The following is a 21,074-nucleotide window of genomic DNA, read 5'->3' as shown; positions in this document are numbered from 1 at the left end:
GCTGCGACACCCTCTACGCCATGCTCCGCGACGGCACCCTCTACCAACCCCCAACACCCGCAACCGCTTGACGAAAAACATAGGGGCACTCTCACATCCCTGGCCCTTCCGGCCGCCCCTCTCTCACATCCCGCGCCGTTCCCACGAACGCTCGAGGACAGTCCCAACGGTCGCTTACCCCCACGCGCAAAAGTGGAGCGATTCCCAGAGACAACACGGCAGCAGGCCTCAAGCCAGCGAGAGCGCGTCCGCCCCAAACCCGAGGAACCTGATGGAGCGTCCGCCCCAAACCCGAGGGAAGTGATAGAGCGTCGGGGAAGCAGAACGGCGGCCCTTCCGCTTGATATCCAAGGGAAGGGCCGCCGTCGTGCGGTGGCGTTTTGGAAGGTCCGGAGGCTAGACCAGGCGGGTCAGCCAGCCGTGGGTGTCCTCGACGGTTCCAGTCTGGATGCCCAGAAGCTGCTGGCGGATGGCCATGGTGGTGTCGCCCGCCTTTGCGTCTTCGGAGCCGATGAACTCCGTGGCGTCCTTGAGAACTCCGATTGGTGTGATCACGGCTGCCGTGCCGCAAGCGAAGACCTCGGTGATCTCGCCGGAGGCCACGCCGTCGCGCCATTCGTCGAGGGTGATCTTGCGCTCGGTGACTTCGCGCCCCATGTCCTTGGCCACCTGGATGACGGACATGCGCGTAACGCCTTCAAGGATGGTGCCGCTGAGGGCCGGGGTCACCAGGGAGCCGTCCTTCATGACGAAGAAGACGTTCATGCCACCGAGTTCTTCCACGGCGTCGTCGTTGAAATGGTCCAGGAACAGTACCTGCTTGCAGCCGTTCGCTTCGGCTTCCTGCTGCGCGATCAGGGAGGCTGCGTAGTTGCCGCCACACTTGGCCGCACCGGTTCCTCCGCGGCCGGCACGGGCGTATTCGCGGGAGATCCAGATGGAGACGGGCTTGAGCTCGCCACCGAAGTAGTTGCCGGCGGGCGAAGCGATGACGCGGAAGGACACTTCGCGGGCAGCCCGGACACCGAGGAACGCCTCCGTCGCGATCATGAACGGACGCAGGTAAAGGGCTTCACCGTCGCCTGACGGAACCCATTCCTTGTCAGCCTGCACGAGTTCGCGGATGGCACCGAGGAAGTACTCCTCAGGCAGCTCCGGGAGGGCGAGGCGACGCGCGGACTTGTTCAAGCGCGCAGCGTTGGCTTCGGGCCGGAAGGTCCAGACGGAACCGTCGGCGTGACGGTAGGCCTTGAGTCCCTCGAAGATTTCCTGGCCGTAGTGCAGGACCGCGGCCGAAGGGTCAAGGGAAATGGGTCCATAAGGCTCGATCCGGGCATTCTGCCAACCGCCATTGCCATCGGCGTCAACTTTGTAGTCGACGACGGCGGTGTGGTCGGTGAAGTAGTCGCCGAAGCCTGGGTTCGCCAGGACGGCTGCACGCTCCTCAGCAGACTTCGGGGTTTCCGAAAGCTGCTGGCTGAATTCGACGCCATGGGCAGTCTGAGTCATGTTTCCTCCACAGTCAGCTACCTGGCAGGGCGAACCGGACCCTAAAAAGGGTGTGGTTCAGCGATGGACCAGGGAAGCAGGTAAATAATTCAACACAAGCTTACGCCTGAGTTTTGGGCCTAGAGTGCGGCCGCGATGGCATCGCCGATGGCAGCTGTGCTGCGTGGCTCGCCGGTGCGGCTTTCGACGTCGGCGACTACTGCCGCTTCGATCTTGCGGGCCGCCGTGGTGTAGCCAAGGTGGTCCAGGAGGAGCACTACGGACAGGATGGCCGCGGTGGGATCGGCTTTCTGTTGTCCGGCGATATCCGGAGCTGAGCCGTGGACGGGCTCGAACATGGACGGTGCGGTGCGGTCCATGTTGATGTTGCCCGATGCCGCCAGGCCAATACCGCCGGTCACGGCTGCGGCGAGGTCGGTGAGGATGTCGCCGAAGAGGTTGTCGGTGACGATGACATCGAAGCGGGATGGGTCCGTCACCATGAAAATGGTGGCGGCGTCGATGTGGAGGTAGTCGTGGGTGACCTCGGGGAATTCCTGGGCCACTGCTTCAACGGTGCGCTTCCACAAGTGCCCGGCGAACACCAGCACGTTGTGCTTGTGGACGAGCGTGACGTGCTTGCGCGGACGCTCGTTGGCCCGACGGAACGCATCGCGGACAACGCGCTCCACGCCGTGGGCGGTATTGAGGGACACCTCGGTGGCCACCTCGTGGGGAGTGCCGCCGCGCAGCGTGCCGCCGTTGCCTACATACGGACCTTCAGTGCCTTCGCGCACCACGATGAAGTCGATGGTGCCCGGGTTTGCCAACGGGCTGCCGACGGTGCCGTACAAGCGGGACGGGCGCAGGTTCACAAAGTGGTCCAGGCTGAAGCGGAGCTTGAGCAGCATTTCGCGTTCGATGATGCCGGAGGGGATGCGGGTATCGCCCGGGGCCGCACCGACTGCCCCGAAGAGGATGGCATCGCGGGTGCGGAGGTCGGCCAGGACCTCTTCCGGGAGGGTCTCGCCGGTCTCGAGCCAGTGCTGGGCGCCGAGCTTGTAGTTGGTCAGTTCGAGGGCAACGCCTTCGGCGGCGACAGCCTTTTCGAGGACCTTGACGGCTTCGGCGATGACCTCAGGGCCAATGCCGTCGCCTGGGATGACAGCGAGATTGATGGACGTTGCACTCATAGCTCTATCTAGCCAAGCAATCCACATGCTGGTCAAAATCGTCTCATTCTGCGAACACTTACATCCGGTAAGAGTCAGACCACAGCATGATGCCCGCCGCAGGAACAAGCGCATAGAGTCTAAGCGTGGATAGAAGGCACGCAGTATACGAATGGTTCCGGATCAACCGCTTCATCGTGGACTTGACGGCAACGTGCCTGCTGATCCTTCTCTTCGGCCCGGTCTACCTGATCGCTGACCGCCCGTGGCTCTCCCTTCTGTCTTGCAGCCTCCTGCTCCCCCTCGCCTGGCGGCGCACCCGACCTGCCCTGGCGGCCGGCGCGGTGATCGTCGTATGCCTGATCCAGTGGGCAGTAGGCGCCGAGCCGGTGGCTGGGCAAATCGCCGTTCCCCTGGTCATTTACGCGACCGCGGCCTATGGGCCTGCGTGGGCCAGCCGCAGTGTCCTGATTGCAGGCCTCGCCGGTGGCGTCATGCTGACCACCCGGCTGTTCACGACCACGGCGGAATCGGGAATCATGGGCCTGACCATCGGCACGCTGTACACCGTCCTGATCTGGATGCTGGTGCTGGTGAGCTGGACCCTTGGCGACCTCACGCGCGTCCGCAGGCTCCAACTTCAGGCGTTGGAAGACCGAACGCATCGGCTCGAAGTGGAGCAGTTGCAGGAACGCAAACTGGCCGCGGCGGATGAGCGTTCACACATAGCCCGCGAGATGCACGACATCGTGGCGCATTCCTTGTCCGTGATCATCACCCAGGCCGATGGAGCCAGATACGCTGCCGCCGCCAAACCCGAACTCGCTACGGAAGCGCTGGCTACCATCGCAGCCACGGGCAGGGACTCCCTGGGCGAAATGCGCAGGCTGCTGGGCGTCCTCCGCTCCGACGACGACTCCCCTACCCGCCCGCAACCGCGGCTCTCGGACCTGGACGAATTGCTCCTCGGGTTCCGGGCCGCCACCCTTCAGGTGGCTTTTGAACAGAGCGGCGTCCCCCGCCGGGCACTTCCTGCCGGGGCGGAGCTCACGGCGTACCGCATCATTCAGGAAGCCCTCACCAATGTCATGAAGCATGCTGGGCCGAAGGCGACGGCGGGCGTCACCTTGACATGGCAGGCCCGGGGCCTGCAACTGGACATCGTCGACGACGGCCGGGGCGCCGCCGCTGATCCGCCGGCACCTGGCGGCGGCAACGGCTTGCTGGGCATGGGTGAGAGGGTCTCCCTCTACGATGGTTCTTTGACCGCAGGCCCGGAGCAGGGCGGCGGATTCCGTGTGTCCGCTTTCATCCCTTATTCGGAGGCCTAAGCCATGCCAGAAATTCCTGCGCCCATCAGGGTGGCGCTCGTTGACGACCAACAGTTGGTCCGTTCAGGTTTTGGCATGCTGATCAATTCGCAACCGGACCTCGAAGTCGTGGCCGAGGCAGGCAATGGGATCGAGGCTGTCCAGGCACTCTCTGCCACCGCCGCCGACGTGGTCCTGATGGATGTCCGCATGCCCGGGATGGACGGCATCGAAGCCACCCGCCGCATCCTGGAACAGGCTGCGGCACAGCCCTCCGGCTCCCAGCGGGCGGAGATCAAGATCGTGGTGCTGACCACCTTCGACCTGGATGAGTATGCGCTGGCCGCCATCCAGGCCGGCGCCAGCGGGTTCCTCCTGAAGGACGCTCCACCCGAAGAACTCCTGGAGGCCATCCGCACTGTGTACCGTGGGGACGCGGTGATAGCTCCCTCCACCACCCGGCGGTTGCTGGACCATGTGGCACCGTTGCTGAGGACGCAGACGCAGGAGCAGACCGAGCACGCCGCCGCCGTCGAACGCCTGACAACCCGCGAGCGCGAAGTGTTCCAGCTGATCGCCCAAGGACAGTCGAATCCCGAGATCGCAGCAGGACTGTTCCTCTCCGAGGCCACCGTGAAAACCCATGTGGGGCACATCCTTGCCAAATTGGGTGCCCGGGACAGGGTGCAGGTGGTAGTCATCGCCTATGAGACCGGTGTTGTAGCCCCGGGCTCCTAGCACCTCAGACCACGGTATGAGGGCACCCTCCGGACAATGGGTCCCTGGCCCGATCCTGACGGGGTGCAGCAAAACATAGCGTGAAACCATGACAACTTTCACGCCCCTCTCCCACCCGTCAGGAACCGATCGACCCACGGGGTCCGGTGATGCCCAGGCCCGACCCGCGGTCGAGGCCCACGAGCTGACCAAGAGCTACGGCCGCGCGGATACCACTGTCACCGCGCTGAACAAGGTGTCGGTGAGCTTTGACGCCGGAAAGTTCACCGCGATCATGGGCCCCTCAGGTTCGGGCAAGTCCACCTTGATGCATTGCCTGGCCGGACTTGACACCGCGGACTCCGGCCGCATCGTCCTGGGGGGCACTGAATTGACCGGGCTCAACGACCGCCAGCTCACCGCGCTTCGCCGGGAGAGGATCGGCTTCGTATTCCAGGCGTTCAACCTGGTGCCTACGTTGACAGCGGAGCAGAACATCACGCTTCCGCTTGCTTTGGCGGGGACCACCGCCGACGCCGGATGGCTGGATACCGTTGTCAGCACCCTGGGTTTGAAGGACCGCCTGAAGCACCGCCCCCATGAGCTTTCCGGCGGCCAGCAACAGCGCGTAGCAGTAGCCCGCGCCCTGTTGACCCGTCCCGACGTCGTTTTTGGCGATGAGCCCACGGGCAACCTGGACTCCAAAGCCGGCGGCGAAGTGCTGGCGTTGCTTCGCCGGAGCAGCCAGGAAATGGGCCAGACCATCATCATGGTCACCCACGATCCCGTGGCCGCCAGCTATGCCGACCGCGTTGTCCTGATGAGCGACGGCGGCCTGGTGGGCGAGATCCACGATCCCACCGCGGACTCCGTCCTGGCAGCCCTCGGCAAACTGGGGGCCTGAGCATGCTTCGTGTTGCCGTTTCCCAACTGACGACCCATTTCCGGCGGTTCGTCGCCATCGGACTCGCGGTCATGTTGTCCGTCATGTTTCTCTCCGCCACGTTGATGGTGGGCGCGAGCACGAATGCCTCGTTGGGGGCCAGCATCGGCGAGGCATACCGCAACGCTGACCTGGTGGCCACCTCCAAGAACGGCGAAGCGTTCACCAAGGCAGCGGTGGAAGCTGCCGCGTCCGCTCCTGCGGTGGAAGACAGCTACGCCGAACGATCCACCTATGTCATGTTCGAGGCAGGTGGCGGGGAGCAGTACGGGCGGCTGCGTAATGCAGCCCCCGCGTCCCTGGAGGGCGCAATCTTGACGTCCGGCTCCATGCCGTCAAAGGCTTCGGAGGCAGTGCTCGATGTCAAGACCGCTGAGCATCTTGGGCTCACGGTGGGGAGCATGCTTGAGCTCCACGGCGCTGGACCTGTCAAGACCGCCAAAGTCAGCATTACGGGCCTGATTCAGGCCACCAATGATCCTTTCTCGTCGTCGGCGGCCCAACTGGTGGCCTCGGAATCCGTCCTGAACGCGGTCCAGGACGCTGGGGCAGGGTTTACCGGGGTGCAGTTCTCGCTCAAGGCCGGCGAAGACGTGGCCGCCGCCAAGGAGTACATCACCCATCGCATGGAAGCTGCGGGGGCTACTGGGCCTGTGCTGGAAACAGCCCAGGAAAAGGTCACCTCCACTGTTGCCATGCTGAGCGCTGGCCAGGATCAACTGACCCTCGTGCTGCTCGCATTCGCCGGCGTGGCCATCCTTGTCTCCACGTTGGTGGTGGCCAATACCTTCTCCGTTCTTGTGGCACAGCGGACCAGGGAGTTGGCGCTCCTGCGCTGCCTCGGTGCAGGGCGGGCACAAATCCGTGGGTCCGTCATGCTCGAAGCCTTGGTGGTCGGTTTCCTTTCCTCTGTGGTGGGCGTCCTGGCCGCCACGGGCCTGATGACGGGGCTGATCGCCTGGGCCAAGTCCCAGCCTGAGCAGGCCTTCGCGACGTTGGCTGTACCGCCGTCGGCCATCATCGCCGGTCTGGTGGCAGGAACCTTGCTGACCGTGGTCGCGGCGTTGGTTCCCGCCAAGGCTGCTACCGCCGTCGCGCCTCTTGCCGCCTTGCGGCCCAGCGATGACGCGTCCGTCCGGAACAAACGCGGCAGGGTGCGCCTGGCCCTGGGCTTGGTGGCCCTGCTGGGCGGAGCAGCAGCGCTGGTGTACGGCAGCGTGAACGTTTCGCTGGGCGTTGCGCTGCTGGGCGGGGCTGCCTCGTTCGTGGGCATTCTCCTCTGCTCCACACTGTTCATCCCCAGGGTGGTTGCCCTGGCCGGCAGACTCGCCTCGCCGGCGGGAGTGCCGGGCAAGCTCGCGGCCGTGAATGCCACGCGCAACCCTGCCCGTACCTCGGCGACGGCGGCTGCGCTGCTCATCGGCGTCACCTTGGTCTCGCTCATGATGACGGGCGCGGCCACGTCCCGGCAGGCATTCAATAACACACTGGCCGAGAACTACCCTGTGGACCTTGCAGCACAGACTGCCGTGGATGGCTCGGGCGACCCCGGGCAGGCCCTCGCGAGGATCAAGGCGCTCGACGGCGTCAGCGCTGCGGTGATGCTTCAGCCGTTGGGAACACTCAGCGATGCAACCACGCCCGACGGCGGCCAGACCATCTACGGCGTTTCCGCGGCAGATGCAGCATCTGTGCTGCGCGATGACAACCTGAAGCCGGGTCCGGGCACGGTCTACCTTCCAGAAGACTCACCAGCCGGAACAGCAAGCATCTCGACGGCGGCGGGCACGGTTTCGCTCGACGCCAAGGTGCTGCGGACCCGCCACGTCCCGGCGTTTGTGGAAAGCTCCAGCATCGCTGCGTCCCCGCTGCCGGATACCGCGTCCATGGTGTGGGTGAAGCTGGACGATTCGGTATCCACGGACCGGGTGCAGGCACTCCAGAAAGACATCGCAGCGGCGTTGGGCGTGCAGGAGCGAACCGTCAGCGGGGCTGCGATCGAGCGGGTGACGTTCAACAGCATCATTGATGTGCTCTTGTTGGTTGTCACCGGACTGCTCGGTATCGCTGTGGTGATTGCGTTGATCGGCGTGGCCAACACCTTGTCCCTCTCGGTCCTTGAACGGACCAGGGAGAACTCCCTCCTCAGGGCCCTTGGCCTCACCAAGGGCCAACTGCGCGCCATGCTGGCCATCGAAGCCGTGCTCGTCGCCGGGGTGGCCGCCATCATGGGTGCAGGCATGGGCATCGTCTACGGATGGCTGGGGGCGCAGGCAACCCTCGGAGGTGTGGCGAGCGTTGTTCCGGCCATACCGTGGCTGCAACTAACCGCAGTCTTTGGGGTGGCCGTGGTGGCCGGGCTCCTGGCATCGGTGATCCCGGCCCGGCGCGCCGCACGCCTCTCCCCCGTTGAGGGCCTGGCCACCGCGTAAAGCACCAGCGCTCTTTCACATCATCGCCTTAAACGAGAATCGCTCTCTCACTTCCCGCGGTCATACTGACGGGAAGTGAGAGAGCGATTCCTCTTTATGGATGTTATGTGAGCGGGCGTTCTACGCCTCGGCGGGCTCCTCGTAGCGCGGGAAGATCGGGGCAGGCGCCGGCAACTGCGTGCCTGCAACGATCGGCGTGGCGATCGCGGCGAACTGCCTTGCTTCGCCTTCGGCTTGGCCAAGGACTTCAAGCAGCTTGGCGGACGACGACGGCATGACCGGCTGGGCGAGGATCGCTACGATCCGCACTACCTCCAAAGTGACGTACAGAACCGTGTTCATGCGGGCGATGTCGGTCTTTCGCAGCACCCAAGGGGCCTGGTCCGCAAAGTAGGCGTTGGTATCGCCCAGTACAGTCCAGATGGCTTCCAGCGCGCGGCTGAATTCCTGCTTGTCGAACGCTGAGCGGGCTGTTTCCAGCAACTCCCCTGCCTGCGTCAGCAGGGCGGTGTCCTCCGCCGTGAAATCTCCGGGCACCGGGACCTTGCCTTCGCAGTTCTTCGCCACCATGGACAGCGAACGCTGTGCAAGGTTTCCGAAGTTGTTGGCGAGGTCCGAGTTCATGCGCCCCACGATCGCCTCGTGGTTGTAATTGCCGTCCGCACCGAACGGAACTTCGCGGAGGAAGAAGTACCGGCACTGGTCCAGGCCGTACTGAGCTACGAAGTCCTGCGGCGCGACGACGTTGCCCAGCGACTTGGACATCTTCACGCCGTTGTTGGTGAGGAACCCGTGGATCATGACGCGCTGTGGCAGCTCAAGTCCGGCGCTCATGAGGAACGCAGGCCAGTAGATGGCATGGAAACGCGAAATGTCCTTGCCGATGACGTGGACATCGGCAGGCCAGAACTTCTTGAAGGATTCCGACTCGATGTCCGGGTAGCCAACGCCGGTGAGGTAGTTGGTCAGGGCGTCAACCCAGACGTACATGACGTGCTTCTCGTCGCCGGGCACAGGGACACCCCAGTCGAAGGTGGTGCGGCTGATGGACAGGTCCTCAAGACCACGCTTGACGAAGCTGATGACTTCATTGAAGCGGGACTGCGGGGCGCCAAACTCAGGCTGCGCCTCATAGAGGGCAAGGAGCTTTTCCTGGTAGTTGGAAAGCCGGAAGAAATAGCTCTCCTCTGCGGTCCAGGTGACCAGGGTGTCCGTTTCCTTGGAGTAACGGAGACCGTCTTCCTTCACCACGGTGTCATCTTCGACGTAGTACGCCTCATCACGGACGGAGTACCAGCCCTCATACTTGGACAGGTAGATGTCGCCATTGGCTTCCATCTTCTTCCAAATGGCCTGCGAGGCGGCGTAGTGGTCCTGGTCGGTGGTGCGGATGAAGCGGTCATGGGAGATTCCCAGGTCCTGGCTCATCTGCTTGAACGCAGCCGAATTGCGGTCGGCGAGCTGCTTGGCAGTGATGCCTTCCTTCTCGGCAGACTGCTGCATCTTGAGTCCGTGCTCGTCCGTTCCGGTCATGAAGAACACCTCATGACCATCAAGGCGCTTGAAGCGCGCCATGGCATCAGTTGCAATGACCTCGTAGGCGTGGCCGATGTGCGGTACGCCGTTGGGGTAGCTGATTGCGGTGGTGATGTAGAACGGGGATTTCTCTGGAGACGTCACTCTAAGAAGTTACCTTTTTTTGGGATGAAATAGCTTAGTTAAGTTCGGTCAGCGTATCGCTGAGCCGCACCAGCTCGTGGTCGTGGGAAGCCACCAGAACAGCGATGCCATCGCTCGTGGTGTCCTTGAGGATCCCGATGATGCGGTTGGCCGCTGCCCGGTCCAGGCTGGCCGTGGGTTCGTCCACTACCAGCACACGGGTGCCCAGGATCAGCGCGCGGGCGATTGCGACGCGCTGGCGCTCACCGCCGGAGAGCTGAGCAGGACGGTGGCGCATGCGGCGGCCCAGGCCCACCAGGTCCAGGAGGTCCTTGGCCATTTCCGTCCGCTGTTCCACTTCTCCGTCGGGCACGGCGGGAAGCAGGACGTTCTCCAGGGCGCTCATGCCGTCGATCAGGGCGCCGCCCTGGTCCACGTAGCCGATGAGCGCGCGGCGGCGGTCAGCGATTTCGTCATCGCCCATGGTGTCCAGCGGCAGGCCCTCCCAAAAGACCTTGCCCGACGTCGGGAGCGTCAGTCCGGCGCTCACCGTCAGAATACTGGTCTTGCCGGAGCCGCTTCGGCCGGCGATGCAGTGCATCTCCCCGGCGTGCAGGGTGAGGTTGAAGTCGTCGACGACGTCCACTTCCTCGGCGCCGCCTTTGTCGCCACCGTAGTGGATGGTCACGCGGCTCAGTTCCAGGGGTGTTGCGTGGTCAGCGGCCTTCACGATCGTGTTGGCGCGGGTCTGCAGCGACTCTTCCGTGGATTCCGGGGTGGCCGTCAGCTCTGGGTTGAGTTTGTCAGTCATTTGACTACTTTCGTTGCAATCGGAATCCAGCAAATTACGGCCAGCAGACCGGCCAAACCGGCCCACAGGGCCGCGTAGGGAGCCAGCAGCAGTCCCAGCCCCAAGGCGCCAAGAACGCCCAGGGGAAGTGCCACTGTTCCTACAAGGGCATTTTCGAAGAAGCGGACCTGGCCCAGCATGTCAGGGTTCCAGCCCATGGCCTTCAAGGTACCGAGGTACTCACGCTTGGCATGGAGTTCAAAGCGACCGGTGACAAGGGTCAACAGCAGGCCCACCACTACTCCGAAGACCGCCAGGATAACGCTCGGCAAGGCGATGCTTGCAGCTGCCAGGCCACTCAAGGCACTGGCACCGGCCGCGCGCGGGATGTCAATCAGCAGGGCAATCAAGGCACCCACTGCAGCACCGAACACGCCAACTGCCACGGCAAGGGAAATGGAGTTGAACCTGTTCGTGGTGAGTTGCCTGTTGGCGAACGTCAACGGGGAATCCACCGTTACCAGGCGGTCATCGTGCTGCGGCTCCTGATCTATCACCACACGGTGGCGCAGCTGCTGGGCTGACAGCAAGGCTGCCCCACTGTAGATGATCAGCATCGTCACGGAAACGATCACGGTGGCAATATTCCAGCTGAGCAGGCTCAGGATGAGACCGGCTGCGGCAAGGGCAGCAGCGCCCACGGCAAACTCTTCCAGGACCCAGGACCGGATGCGTTTCTGCGTCCAGCCCATCGCCCTGAGAATGCCTGCTTCGCTCCGGCGCTGGCGGATGTAGCTGACCGTCGAGGCACCTGTCAGGAGAGTTGCGCCCAACAGGGTCAGGAAGAGCAAGGTGATGTTGGTACCGGTCAGCGAACCGGAGACCGCATCGGCAGCATCCTGGCGGACCCAGGACTGCTGGACAGTGCCCAAAGGTGATTCCTTGCCGGCGTCGTCCTTGCTGTATCCGGGGACAAAGATATTGGCATCTTCGCGTGCGGAACCTGCAACGACTGTGGCCTCCAGGCCGAGCTCGCGGATCTGCGTGGCCAGCTTCTCCACCTCGGGCTGGGCCGTCTTCCAGTTGCCGGCGGCCGAGGCCTTGACCCGGACAGCGTCAATGACGTCGGCGTTGGTGTCGTAGCCACGGGCTGCGGCTAGACCGTAGTAATCGGTGATGGCACCGGCGGACTGGCTGACCAGACCCGTAGCGCTCAACGAAGGCTTCAGTTCCGTACCCTCGACGTCCTTGCCCTCGGCATCCTTGGTGAGGGTCATCGGCGTGGGATCGTAGCCGCCCAAGGGGAGCTTGTTGACGTCCCCGGCTGCCGACTGGACGTCGGCAGGATCAAAGGTGCCATAGACCATGGGCAGCGGCGCGGCCGGCTTCTTGCCCGTTTCCAGGTCTTCCCGGTAGGAGCGCTCATCGACTGGTTTCCGCTGCGTCTGGTCCACGGCGGCACCGAAGGAAGACTTCTCGGGCAGGCGGTTGACCGTCACCCAGTCCCCCGGCGTTGCGCTCTTATCCGAAGCACCGTTGGAGGCTTCGTCGCCGTCCTGGTATTTCGGTGCTGCCGCAAAAGCAGCGCTCCAGGTGGCCGGGTTGTACAGGCCCTGGCTGAAGGAGGCCGTGCTTCCCAGCAGCTTGCTGTGATCTGTGGAACCGGGCCATTCGAGGGCAAACGGGGACTTGGATACGAAGGGGAGGTAGTCCTTGTCCAGGCTGCGCGTCACCGTGCCGACCTCGTTGACCACCTTGCCACTGGCGTCCAGTTCCTCGATCTTCACCGAGTACTGCAGGTCAAGGGATGTGCCGGAGCGGACAATCAGCGGGATGGCCTGGGAATCGTCGGTCAGCAAACCGTCACGCTTGGCCTGCTGGTACTGGGTCATCAGAGGCGCCCAGTACTTGAGCTTGACGCCCAGGAAGTCAGGACCTTCTTCCAACTGGTCCATGCTGAGGCCTGTGGTGAAGAGGCTTTCGAAGTGGCGTCCGATCGCTCCTGCGTCACGCGCATCGGCAGGCGGAGCCTTCTCAAGTGGTGCCAGGAAGTCGCCTGCGGAGCCCAACAGCGCCCTTTCGGCGGCAGGGTCCACCGCGACGACGGATTCGGTCACCTCAGGGGCCAGGGGCAACGCCACGGAGAGATTGAAAAGGTTGTGCTCGGAGCCAAGCACGGGAGCCGGGAATTTGATGCCGGTCTCGCCCTCGGGGCCTGCGATCCTGACGTTGGAGCCGCCCGCAGCCTGCTCTTGGATCAAGCGGCCTTTGCCCAAGGTTCCTTCGGCGCTGGTCTTGAAGAGCGTCTGCTGGTTCACACCGTCAGAACTCGTGGCAGAGGCCGTCAGCCGGTACTTCTTGGGGGTATCGGACAACACCGATTCCGCAGCGGGCCATTTGCTGGAATCCATGGCCGAAGGATCCCCCGCGGTCACGGCTCCGGCCAGGCCTGCGTTGTACCCCAGGTAGTCCATGGCATTGAGGCGGGGTGCCTCAAGGTTCTGTGAAACACGCGAAACCAGGCTGATGGGTGCGGCCACAGCCGTTTGGCCCATGGTGCGGATCTTCTCCAGCTGCTCAAAGCTGATGCCGCCTTGGCCATTGGCGATTTCCGGCTGGATCAATGCACCGCCGTCGCCATCTTTGGCCTGGTCAGGCTTGGCCTGGACCAGGATGTCGTAGAGTCCCCGCGAGTTCTCATCCACTGTCCGGTTCAAAGCAGCCTGGGACTGGCTTTGGACGAGGACGGACAAGCACATTGCGACGATCAAAATGGCCGCGGTCAGCAGCAGCACACGGCTTCTGATGAACCTTTGGACGGCGTTCATTGGGCTCCCTGAGACCTTGATTGCGGGCGCGCACGCAGAGACCGGAATTCCTCAAAAGACACAGGGGAATACCGGGCTTTAGGTGCAAAAGTTGTGGCCGGCCTGCTGCCGGGTCCGAATCCCGGACCCAGCCATTGTAAGCAGACCGGCCACGCCTGCGTGCCAAAGGTGTGTCGCCGGCACGCGAACTCAGCTGATGGAAATCAGTTGCAGCCCTAGTCCTCCAGATCCACTTCCCGGACCATGTCGGCTCCGATGCCGGCCTTGATGGCCTCCAGGACCTGCTGCGGAACAGAGCTGTCGATGGTCAGGAGCGCAAGAACCTGGCCGCCTTCAGTCTGGCGGGCAACCTGCATGCCGCCGATGTTGATGTTGTTCATGCCCAGGATGTGTCCGATGGTGCCAATGACGCCGGGACGGTCTGCATAGGCCACCACAACCAGGTGCTCGCTGATCGGGATTTCGACGTCGTACCCGTTGACACCCACGAGCTTCTCCACCTGCTTGGGCCCCGTGAGGGTTCCGGCTACGGAGATCTGGGAACCATCGCTGAGTGCACCACGGATGGTCAGGACGTTGCGGTAGTCCTCAGCGTCCGGGGTGGTGATGAGTCGGGTGTTGATGCCGCGCTGCTCGGCGATCACGGGTGCGTTGACATAGGAGACCTGCTCCGTCACCACATCGGCGAAAACGCCCTTCAGTGCGGCAAGTTCGAGCACCTTGACGTCCAGTGCGGCAATTTCGCCCGCCACTTCCACGTCGATCTGGGTGAGGGAAGCGTGGGTCAGCGCTGTGAAGATCCGGCCCAGCTTTTCGATCAGCGGGATACCCGGACGGACATCCGGAGCGATGACGCCGCCGGCGACGTTGACGGCGTCGGGTACCAGCTCGCCGGCAAGTGCCAGGCGAACCGACTTGGCCACCGAGACGCCGGCTTTCTCCTGTGCCTCGTCAGTGGAAGCACCCAGGTGCGGGGTCACAATGACGTTGTCGAATTCAAAGAAGGGCAGGTCCGTGCTGGGCTCCTTGACGAAGACGTCCACGCCGGCACCGGCGATCTGGCCTTCCTTCAGGGCGACATGGAGTGCTTCCTCGTCCACCAGGCCGCCACGGGCGACGTTGACCACGTAGGCCGTTTCCTTCATCTTGCGGAAGGCATCGGCTCCCAGCATGCCCACCGTTTCCGGCGTCTTGGGCATGTGGATGGTGATGAAGTCTGAATTCTCCAGAAGTTCATCCAAAGTGACCAGCTTGACGCCCAGCTGGGCAGCGCGGGCTGAAGTGATGTAGGGGTCGTACGCAAGGATCTGGGTATCAAAACCCTGGAGGCGGGCGGCCACCAAGGCACCGATGCGGCCCAGGCCGATGATGCCGATCTTCTTCTCGAAGAGCTCGATTCCCGTGTACTTGGAGCGCTTCCACTCACCGTTCTTCAGCGCAGAGCTGGCCTGCGGAATGTGGCGGGCCAGGCTGAGAATGTGCCCCACCGTGAGCTCGGCAGCGGAGACGATGTTGGACGTGGGGGCGTTGACCACCATGACGCCTGCCTGGGTGGCGGCCTTGATGTCCACATTGTCCAGTCCAACGCCGGCGCGGGCGATGACCTTCAGGTTCTTCGCGGTGGCAATGGCTTCGGCATCCACCTGGGTAGCCGAGCGGACCAGGACGGCGTCAACGTCAGCGATTGCGGACAGCAGCTGGGAACGGTCAGCGCCATCGGTCTGGCGGATTTCAAAGTCCGGGCCCAAAGCCTCGACTGTGGCGGGCGAAAGTTCCTCGGCGAGGAGGACGACGGGTTTGCTGGCTGACACGGGGAGGCACCTTACTTTGGACAACTTTTGGGACAGGACTGGACAAGGAGCGGATGCGTGGCCCGGGGCACGGCGCCGGGACCAGCCCAGAATATCGAATCCGGGCCCGGATTCCGGTGCCGGCGGGGGATGTTACGGCCGGGCCGGCAGCCGTTGTGAAGAAGTTCACAGCCAAGGCGACTGATGAAATCGGGGACGAAATGCTGGAGATACGGCGACGCCCGCCCGGCTGTGATCACCGGGCGGGCGCTTCGTAGAGGCGGAGGCCGTCAGGCCACGCCGAAGGATCAGCGGGCTGCGGAACCTTCAACGTAGTCAGCGTCCTGCTGCTGCCAGGAGAAGAGGGAGCGCAGTTCGCGGCCGACCTCTTCGATGGGGTGCTGCTCTGCCTTGGCGCGCAGTTCCTTGAACTCGGTGCCGCCGTTGTCCTGATCGTCGATGAAGCGCTTGGCGAAAGCACCACTCTGGATGTCGGCGAGGACAGCCTTCATGTTTTCCTTCACCTCGGGGGTGATGACGCGCGGGCCGGAGACGTAGTCGCCGTACTCTGCGGTGTCCGAAACGCTCCAGCGCTGCTTGGCGATGCCGCCCTCCCACATGAGGTCAACAATGAGCTTGAGCTCGTGGAGAACCTCGAAGTAGGCGATCTGCGGCTGGTAGCCGGCTTCGGTCAGGGTCTCGAAGCCGTACTGGACCAGCTGGGAGACGCCGCCGCAGAGGACGGACTGCTCGCCGAAGAGGTCGGTCTCGGTCTCTTCGGTGAAGGTGGTCTTGATAACGCCGGCGCGGGTTCCGCCGATGGCCTTGGCGTAGGACTTCGCCAGGTCCCATGCTGAACCGGATGCGTCCTGCTCAACAGCGATGATGTCCGGGATACCGCGGCCGGCTTCGAATTCGCGGCGAACCGTGTGGCCCGGAGCCTTCGGGGCGATCAGGATGACGTCAACGCCGGCCGGAGCCTCAATGTAGCCAAAGCGGATGTTGAAACCGTGGGCGAAGGCCAAGGCCTTGCCTTCGGTCAGCTTGTCCTTGATGGAGTCGTTGTAGATGGCGCGCTGGTGCTGGTCCGGAGCCAGGATCATGATGACGTCTGCCCATTCGGCGGCGTCGGCAACGTTCTTGACCGTGAAGCCTGCGTCTTCTGCCTTGGCAGCCGACTTGGAGCCGTCCTTCAGCGCGATGACAACCTCGACGCCGGAATCGCGGAGGTTCAGTGCGTGGGCGTGGCCCTGCGAGCCGTAGCCAACGATGGCTACTTTGCGGCCCTGGATGATCGACAGGTCTGCGTCGTCGTCGTAGAACATTTCAGTCACTTGCGTAACTCCTCTTGAGTGGTTTTCTTAGATATTGATTGTGGTGCTGCGGTACTGGACGATCTGCTCACGCGGAGCGGAGCGCCCTGTCACTCATGGAGCGGGATCCCCGTCCAACGGCCAAGGTGCCGGACTGCACGATTTCACGGATGCCGAACGGCTCGAGCACTGAAAGCAGCGCAGCGAGCTTCTCGGGGGTACCGGTTGCCTCGATCACCAACGAGTCTGTGGACACGTCGACGACGGCGGCACGGAACAAGTCTGCAGCTTGGGTAACCTGCAGGCGTGTCGCGGCATCCGCACGTACCTTGACCAGGATGTGGTCGCGTTGTACGGAAGATTCGGAAGTCAGCTCCACAATCTTGATCACGTTGACCAATTTGTTGAGCTGCTTGGTGACCTGCTCAATGAGGTCGCCGTCGGCGTCGACGACAACCGTCATGCGGGACATGCCGGGAACCTCGGTGGGTCCCACAGCCAGGGAATTGATGTTGAATGCGCGCCGGGCAAAGAGACTGGCCACGCGGGTCAGCACGCCGGGCTTGTCTTCTACCAGAACGGACAGTGTGTGGCGGGTCATGCCTAGTCCTCCTCTTCCCATTCCGGGGTCATGTTGCGGGCAACCTGGATCTGGTCATTGCTGACGCCCGAAGGCACCATGGGCCACACCATCGAGTTGGGGCTGACGACGAAGTCGATGACCACCGGGCGGTCATTGATTTCGAGTGCCTTCTGGATGGTGGCGTCGATGTCTTCGTCACGCTCGCACCGCAGTGCTGCACAACCGTAGGCATCAGCCAGTTTCACGAAGTCCGGGATCCGGACGGTGTCGTGGCCTGTGTTCAGATCCGTGTTGGAGTAGCGGCCCTCGTAGAACAGCGTCTGCCATTGGCGGACCATGCCCAGCGAGGAGTTGTTGATGATGGCCACCTTGATGGGGATGTTGTTGATGGCGCAGGTAGCCAGCTCCTGATTGGTCATCTGGAAGCAGCCGTCACCGTCGATGGCCCAGACCACGCGGTCCGGCTCACCAACTTTGGCACCCATTGCTGCCGGAACCGAGTATCCCATGGTTCCTGCTCCACCGGAGTTCAGCCATGCGTGGGGCCGTTCGTACTTGATGAACTGGGCGGCCCACATCTGATGCTGTCCGACGCCGGCTACATAGATGCCTTCGGGACCGGTGAGCTCGCCGATGCGCTTGATCACGCGCTGGGGTGCGGTGAGCCCGTCTTCCGGCTCGGTCCAGCCCAGCGGGTACGTATCGCGCAGGTTTCCGAGGAAAGCCCACCAGGAATCCAGGTCCGGGGTACCGCTCAGTTCAAATTGCGTCTTCACAGCTTCGGTGAGTTCGGGAATGATCTCCTTGACCGAGCCAACGATCGGGACATCGGCGGTGCGGTTCTTGGAGATTTCCGCGGGGTCGATGTCAGCGTGGATGACCTTGGCAAACGGGGCGAAGGTCTTCAGCACGCCGGTGACGCGGTCATCGAACCGGGCGCCGAGGGTAATCAGGAGGTCGGCCTGCTGGAGGGCAGTTACGGCGGAGACTGAACCGTGCATGCCGGGCATTCCAACGTGCTGGGGATGCGAATCAGGGAAGGCACCGCGCGCCATCAGTGTGGTGACCACGGGAGCGCCGGTAGCCAGCGCCAGTTCCATGAGCTCGGCCGAAGCGTGGCCCTTGACCACACCGCCGCCCACGTAAAGGACGGGCTTGCTGGCAGCAGCGATCAGCTTGGCAGCTTCGCGGACCTGCTTGTTGTGTCCACGAACCACGGGGCGATATCCGGGCAGATCCACCTTGGGCGGCCAGGAGAAGGTCATCTGGCCTACCTGGGCGTCCTTGGCGATGTCCACCAGGACCGGTCCCGGGCGGCCCGTGGACGCGAGGTGGAATGCCTCGGCCATGACGTGCGGGATGTCATTGGGGTCGGTCACCAGGAACGAGTGCTTGGTGATGGGCATCGTGATACCCACGATGTCCGCTTCCTGGAAAGCATCGGTGCCGATGACTCCGCTGGAAACCTGGCCGGTGATGGCCACCATCGGCACGGAGTCCATGTGGGCGTCCATGATGGCGGTAACGAGGTTGGTGGCACCGGGGCCCGAGGTGGCGATGCAAACGCCAACCCGTCCGGTAACCATGGCGTAGCCTTGCGCGGCGTGGCCGGCTCCCTGTTCGTGACGGACCAGGATGTGATTCATGCTGGAGGCCATCAAGGGGTCGTAGGTGGGCAGGATCGCGCCACCGGGCAAACCGAAAATATCGTCCACGCCGAGTTCTTCGAGCGAACGGACAATTGCTTGCGAGCCGGACATCACCGTTGGGGGTACAACGGTGTTCGGCCCAAGTACAGGAGAGAGAGGTGCAGCAGCGTCGACGACGACGGCCTCAGCCGTACGGTCGACCTTTTCCGGAGCTTTGTGGGCTCCAGCGGACTTTGCAGCCATCAGCGAGGGGCTGATCGGCGATCCTTTGCTCATCGGACTCTTCCTTAGTGGATCTTCAATAGATGGATCTTGCTTGGGGGAATAAAAAAACCCCTCAGCCTTCCGGCTCTTCGAGGGGTTTGCGCGTGACGGTTCGTTACCAGTCGGGCTAAGCCACGCGCTTGGTAAGGACGACGACGCCGACGGTAACGAATGTGATCATGCGTTCAGTGTTCCCTCAAAGTGAGATACGTGTCAATTGACCACCATCGTATCTCACTATTTGGACAGCAATGTCCGCCTGCCGGACTCCGCCCGGCAGTGGCGGGCGGAGTCGAGAGCAGGAATTACCCGCAGTACGCCCCGGTGGAGGCGCTGTGGACAAGCTTGGCGTATTTGGCCAGGACGCCCTTGGTGAACTTGGCCGGCAGCGGCTCCCAGCCCTCCTTGCGGGCTTCGAGCTCGGCCTCGTCCACCAAGAGGTCGAACGAGCGTGCGGCGATGTCCACACGGATGCGGTCCCCGTCCTTCACAAAGGCGATGGGACCGCCGTCGACCGCTTCCGGCGCAACGTGGCCAATGCACAATCCGGTGGTGCCGCCGGAGAAACGGCCATCGGTCAGCAGGAGCACATCCTTGCCCAGCCCTGCGCCCTTGATGGCTCCGGTAATAGCCAGCATCTCGCGCATGCCCGGGCCGCCCTTGGGACCTTCGTAGCGGATCACCACGACGTCGCCCTTGTTGATTTCGCCCTTGTCCAACGCGCTGAGGGCCCCCTGCTCACGCTCGAAGACACGCGCAGTTCCTTCAAAGACGTCGGCGTCGAAGCCGGCGCTCTTCACTACGGCACCTTCGGGAGCCATGGAACCGTGGAGGATGGTGATGCCGCCGGTCTTGTGGATCGGATTGTCCAGGGCGCGGAGGATCTTGCCATCAAGGTCCGGCGGGTTGATCGAGGCGAGGTTTTCGGCGAGGGTCTTGCCGGTCACGGTGAGGCAGTCACCGTGCAGCAGTCCGGCGTCGAGCAGTGCCTTCATGATGACGGGCACGCCGCCGATCTTGTCCACATCGGTCATGACGTAGCGGCCGAATGGCTTGAGGTCGCCGAGGTGCGGAATCTTGTCACCGATGCGGTTGAAGTCGTCCAGCGTCAGCTCAACTTCCGCCTCGCGGGCAATGGCCAGCAAGTGCAGGACGGCATTGGTGGAACCGCCGAAAGCCATGGTGACGGCAATGGCGTTTTCGAAGGCCTTCTTGGTCATGATGTCGCGGGCCGTGATCCCCAGGCGCAGCAGGTTGACCACCGCTTCGCCGGACTTGCGGGCGAAGTCATCACGACGACGGTCCGCCGACGGCGGGGCCGCGGAACCCGGCAGGGACATCCCCAGGGCTTCGCCGATGCACGCCATGGTATTGGCCGTGTACATGCCGCCACAGGCGCCTTCGCCAGGGCAGATGGCTTTTTCGATGCGCGTGAGGTCTTCCATGCTCATCTTGCCTGCAGCGCAGGCACCCACGGCTTCGAAGGCGTCAATGAGGGTGACTTCCTTCTCGGAGCCGTCCTCGAGCTTGACCCATCCGGGCATGATGGAGCCGGCGTAGAGGAAGACGGAGGCGAGGTCCAGGCGGGCAGCAGCCATGAGCATCCCGGGAAGGGATTTGTCGCAACCAGCCAGCAGGACCGAACCGTCAATACGCTCGGCCTGCATCACGGTCTCCACCGAGTCGGCGATGACCTCGCGTGAAACGAGTGAGAAGTGCATGCCTTCGTGCCCCATGGAAATGCCGTCCGAAACGGAAATCGTGCCGAACTGCATGGGGAAGCCACCGCCGGCGTGGACGCCTTCTTTGGCGCCTTGTGCCAGGCGGTTGAGGGAGAGGTTGCAGGGGGTGATTTCGTTCCATGAACTGGCGACACCAATTTGCGGCTTGGCAAAGTCGTCGTCTCCCATGCCAACCGCACGGAACATCCCACGGGCGGGTGCCGCGTGGATGCCATCGGTGACCACCCGGCTGCGGGGCTTGATGTCCGGCGTGATGTCTGTCGCAATCTCGGTCTCACTCATGACCAAAGTCTATGGGTACCTCGCTGCCGCCGCCGCTGTTCCATGCCGGGTTAAGCCGTATCAACCGAATATTGCGGAGGAATCAAGGGTGCCCGGCAGATCGATCCTGCTG

Annotated in this window: 14 protein-coding genes; 4 read left to right on the top strand and 10 right to left on the bottom strand. The window is 63.3% G+C overall.

Annotation, left to right across the window (positions count from 1 at the left end):
* Positions 1-396: 396 nt before the first annotated feature.
* Both ACIQLI_RS11240 and ACIQLI_RS11235 read right to left on the bottom strand, forming a co-directional pair.
* Positions 397-1,509, bottom strand: coding sequence for a branched-chain amino acid aminotransferase (locus tag ACIQLI_RS11240; RefSeq protein WP_207593827.1), 1,113 nt, complete (start codon positions 1,507-1,509; stop codon positions 397-399).
* A gap of 119 nt (positions 1,510-1,628) precedes the next feature.
* Positions 1,629-2,681, bottom strand: coding sequence for a 3-isopropylmalate dehydrogenase (locus tag ACIQLI_RS11235; RefSeq protein ID WP_400388173.1), 1,053 nt, complete (start codon positions 2,679-2,681; stop codon positions 1,629-1,631).
* A 125-nt stretch (positions 2,682-2,806) separates the two neighbouring features.
* Here ACIQLI_RS11235 and ACIQLI_RS11230 point away from each other — a divergent pair, with 125 nt between their 5' ends.
* The 4 genes from ACIQLI_RS11230 to ACIQLI_RS11215 all read left to right on the top strand — a co-directional run bounded on the left by ACIQLI_RS11230 (position 2,807) and on the right by ACIQLI_RS11215 (position 8,062).
* Positions 2,807-3,991, top strand: coding sequence for a sensor histidine kinase (locus tag ACIQLI_RS11230; protein WP_400388170.1), 1,185 nt, complete (start codon positions 2,807-2,809; stop codon positions 3,989-3,991).
* Between the two features lie 3 nt (positions 3,992-3,994).
* Positions 3,995-4,708 (top strand): response regulator, encoded by a 714-nt coding sequence (locus ACIQLI_RS11225; protein ID WP_400388167.1) that lies wholly within the window; start codon positions 3,995-3,997, stop codon positions 4,706-4,708.
* Positions 4,709-4,796: 88 nt separating this feature from the next.
* Complete coding sequence (locus ACIQLI_RS11220; protein ID WP_400388164.1) at positions 4,797-5,591, top strand: ABC transporter ATP-binding protein; 795 nt, start codon at positions 4,797-4,799, stop codon at positions 5,589-5,591.
* A gap of 2 nt (positions 5,592-5,593) precedes the next feature.
* Entirely contained in the window at positions 5,594-8,062 is a 2,469-nt protein-coding gene (locus ACIQLI_RS11215; protein ID WP_400388161.1) for an ABC transporter permease, read from the top strand.
* Between the two features lie 120 nt (positions 8,063-8,182).
* On the opposite strand, the gene metG is transcribed toward ACIQLI_RS11215, so the two are convergent.
* From metG to ilvD, 8 genes are all read right to left on the bottom strand, one after another.
* Positions 8,183-9,742, bottom strand: a complete 1,560-nt coding sequence (gene metG, locus ACIQLI_RS11210) for a methionine--tRNA ligase (RefSeq protein ID WP_400388158.1) — start codon at positions 9,740-9,742, stop codon at positions 8,183-8,185.
* Positions 9,743-9,776: 34 nt separating this feature from the next.
* On the bottom strand, positions 9,777-10,532 hold the full coding sequence (locus ACIQLI_RS11205) for an ABC transporter ATP-binding protein (protein WP_026546071.1): 756 nt from the start codon (positions 10,530-10,532) through the stop codon (positions 9,777-9,779).
* Positions 10,529-13,339 carry an FtsX-like permease family protein gene (locus ACIQLI_RS11200; RefSeq protein WP_400388155.1) on the bottom strand — a complete coding sequence of 937 codons (2,811 nt, stop codon included), beginning with the start codon at positions 13,337-13,339 and terminating at the stop codon, positions 10,529-10,531. The genes ACIQLI_RS11205 and ACIQLI_RS11200 overlap by 4 nt, the downstream gene beginning before the upstream one ends.
* Positions 13,340-13,554: 215 nt before the next feature.
* A complete protein-coding gene (gene serA / locus ACIQLI_RS11195; protein WP_400388152.1) occupies positions 13,555-15,150 on the bottom strand; it encodes a phosphoglycerate dehydrogenase in 1,596 nt (531 codons plus the stop codon).
* A gap of 287 nt (positions 15,151-15,437) precedes the next feature.
* Positions 15,438-16,463, bottom strand: a complete 1,026-nt coding sequence (ilvC, locus tag ACIQLI_RS11190; RefSeq protein WP_026540216.1) for a ketol-acid reductoisomerase — start codon at positions 16,461-16,463, stop codon at positions 15,438-15,440.
* A 67-nt stretch (positions 16,464-16,530) separates the two neighbouring features.
* Positions 16,531-17,043, bottom strand: a complete 513-nt coding sequence (gene ilvN, locus ACIQLI_RS11185; protein WP_021470923.1) for an acetolactate synthase small subunit — start codon at positions 17,041-17,043, stop codon at positions 16,531-16,533.
* Between the two features lie 2 nt (positions 17,044-17,045).
* Positions 17,046-18,950 carry an acetolactate synthase large subunit gene (locus ACIQLI_RS11180; protein WP_026540215.1) on the bottom strand — a complete coding sequence of 635 codons (1,905 nt, stop codon included), beginning with the start codon at positions 18,948-18,950 and terminating at the stop codon, positions 17,046-17,048.
* A 293-nt stretch (positions 18,951-19,243) separates the two neighbouring features.
* Positions 19,244-20,962, bottom strand: a complete 1,719-nt coding sequence (gene ilvD, locus ACIQLI_RS11175) for a dihydroxy-acid dehydratase (protein ID WP_354228468.1) — start codon at positions 20,960-20,962, stop codon at positions 19,244-19,246.
* Between the last annotated feature and the right edge of the window lie 112 nt (positions 20,963-21,074).

Source organism: Paenarthrobacter sp. NPDC091669, from assembly GCF_044756725.1.
In the GTDB taxonomy this organism is placed as follows: domain Bacteria; phylum Actinomycetota; class Actinomycetes; order Actinomycetales; family Micrococcaceae; genus Arthrobacter; species Arthrobacter bambusae_C.
The sequence above is the reverse complement of the archived record's forward strand: the minus strand, read 5'-3'. Positions and strand labels throughout refer to the sequence as shown.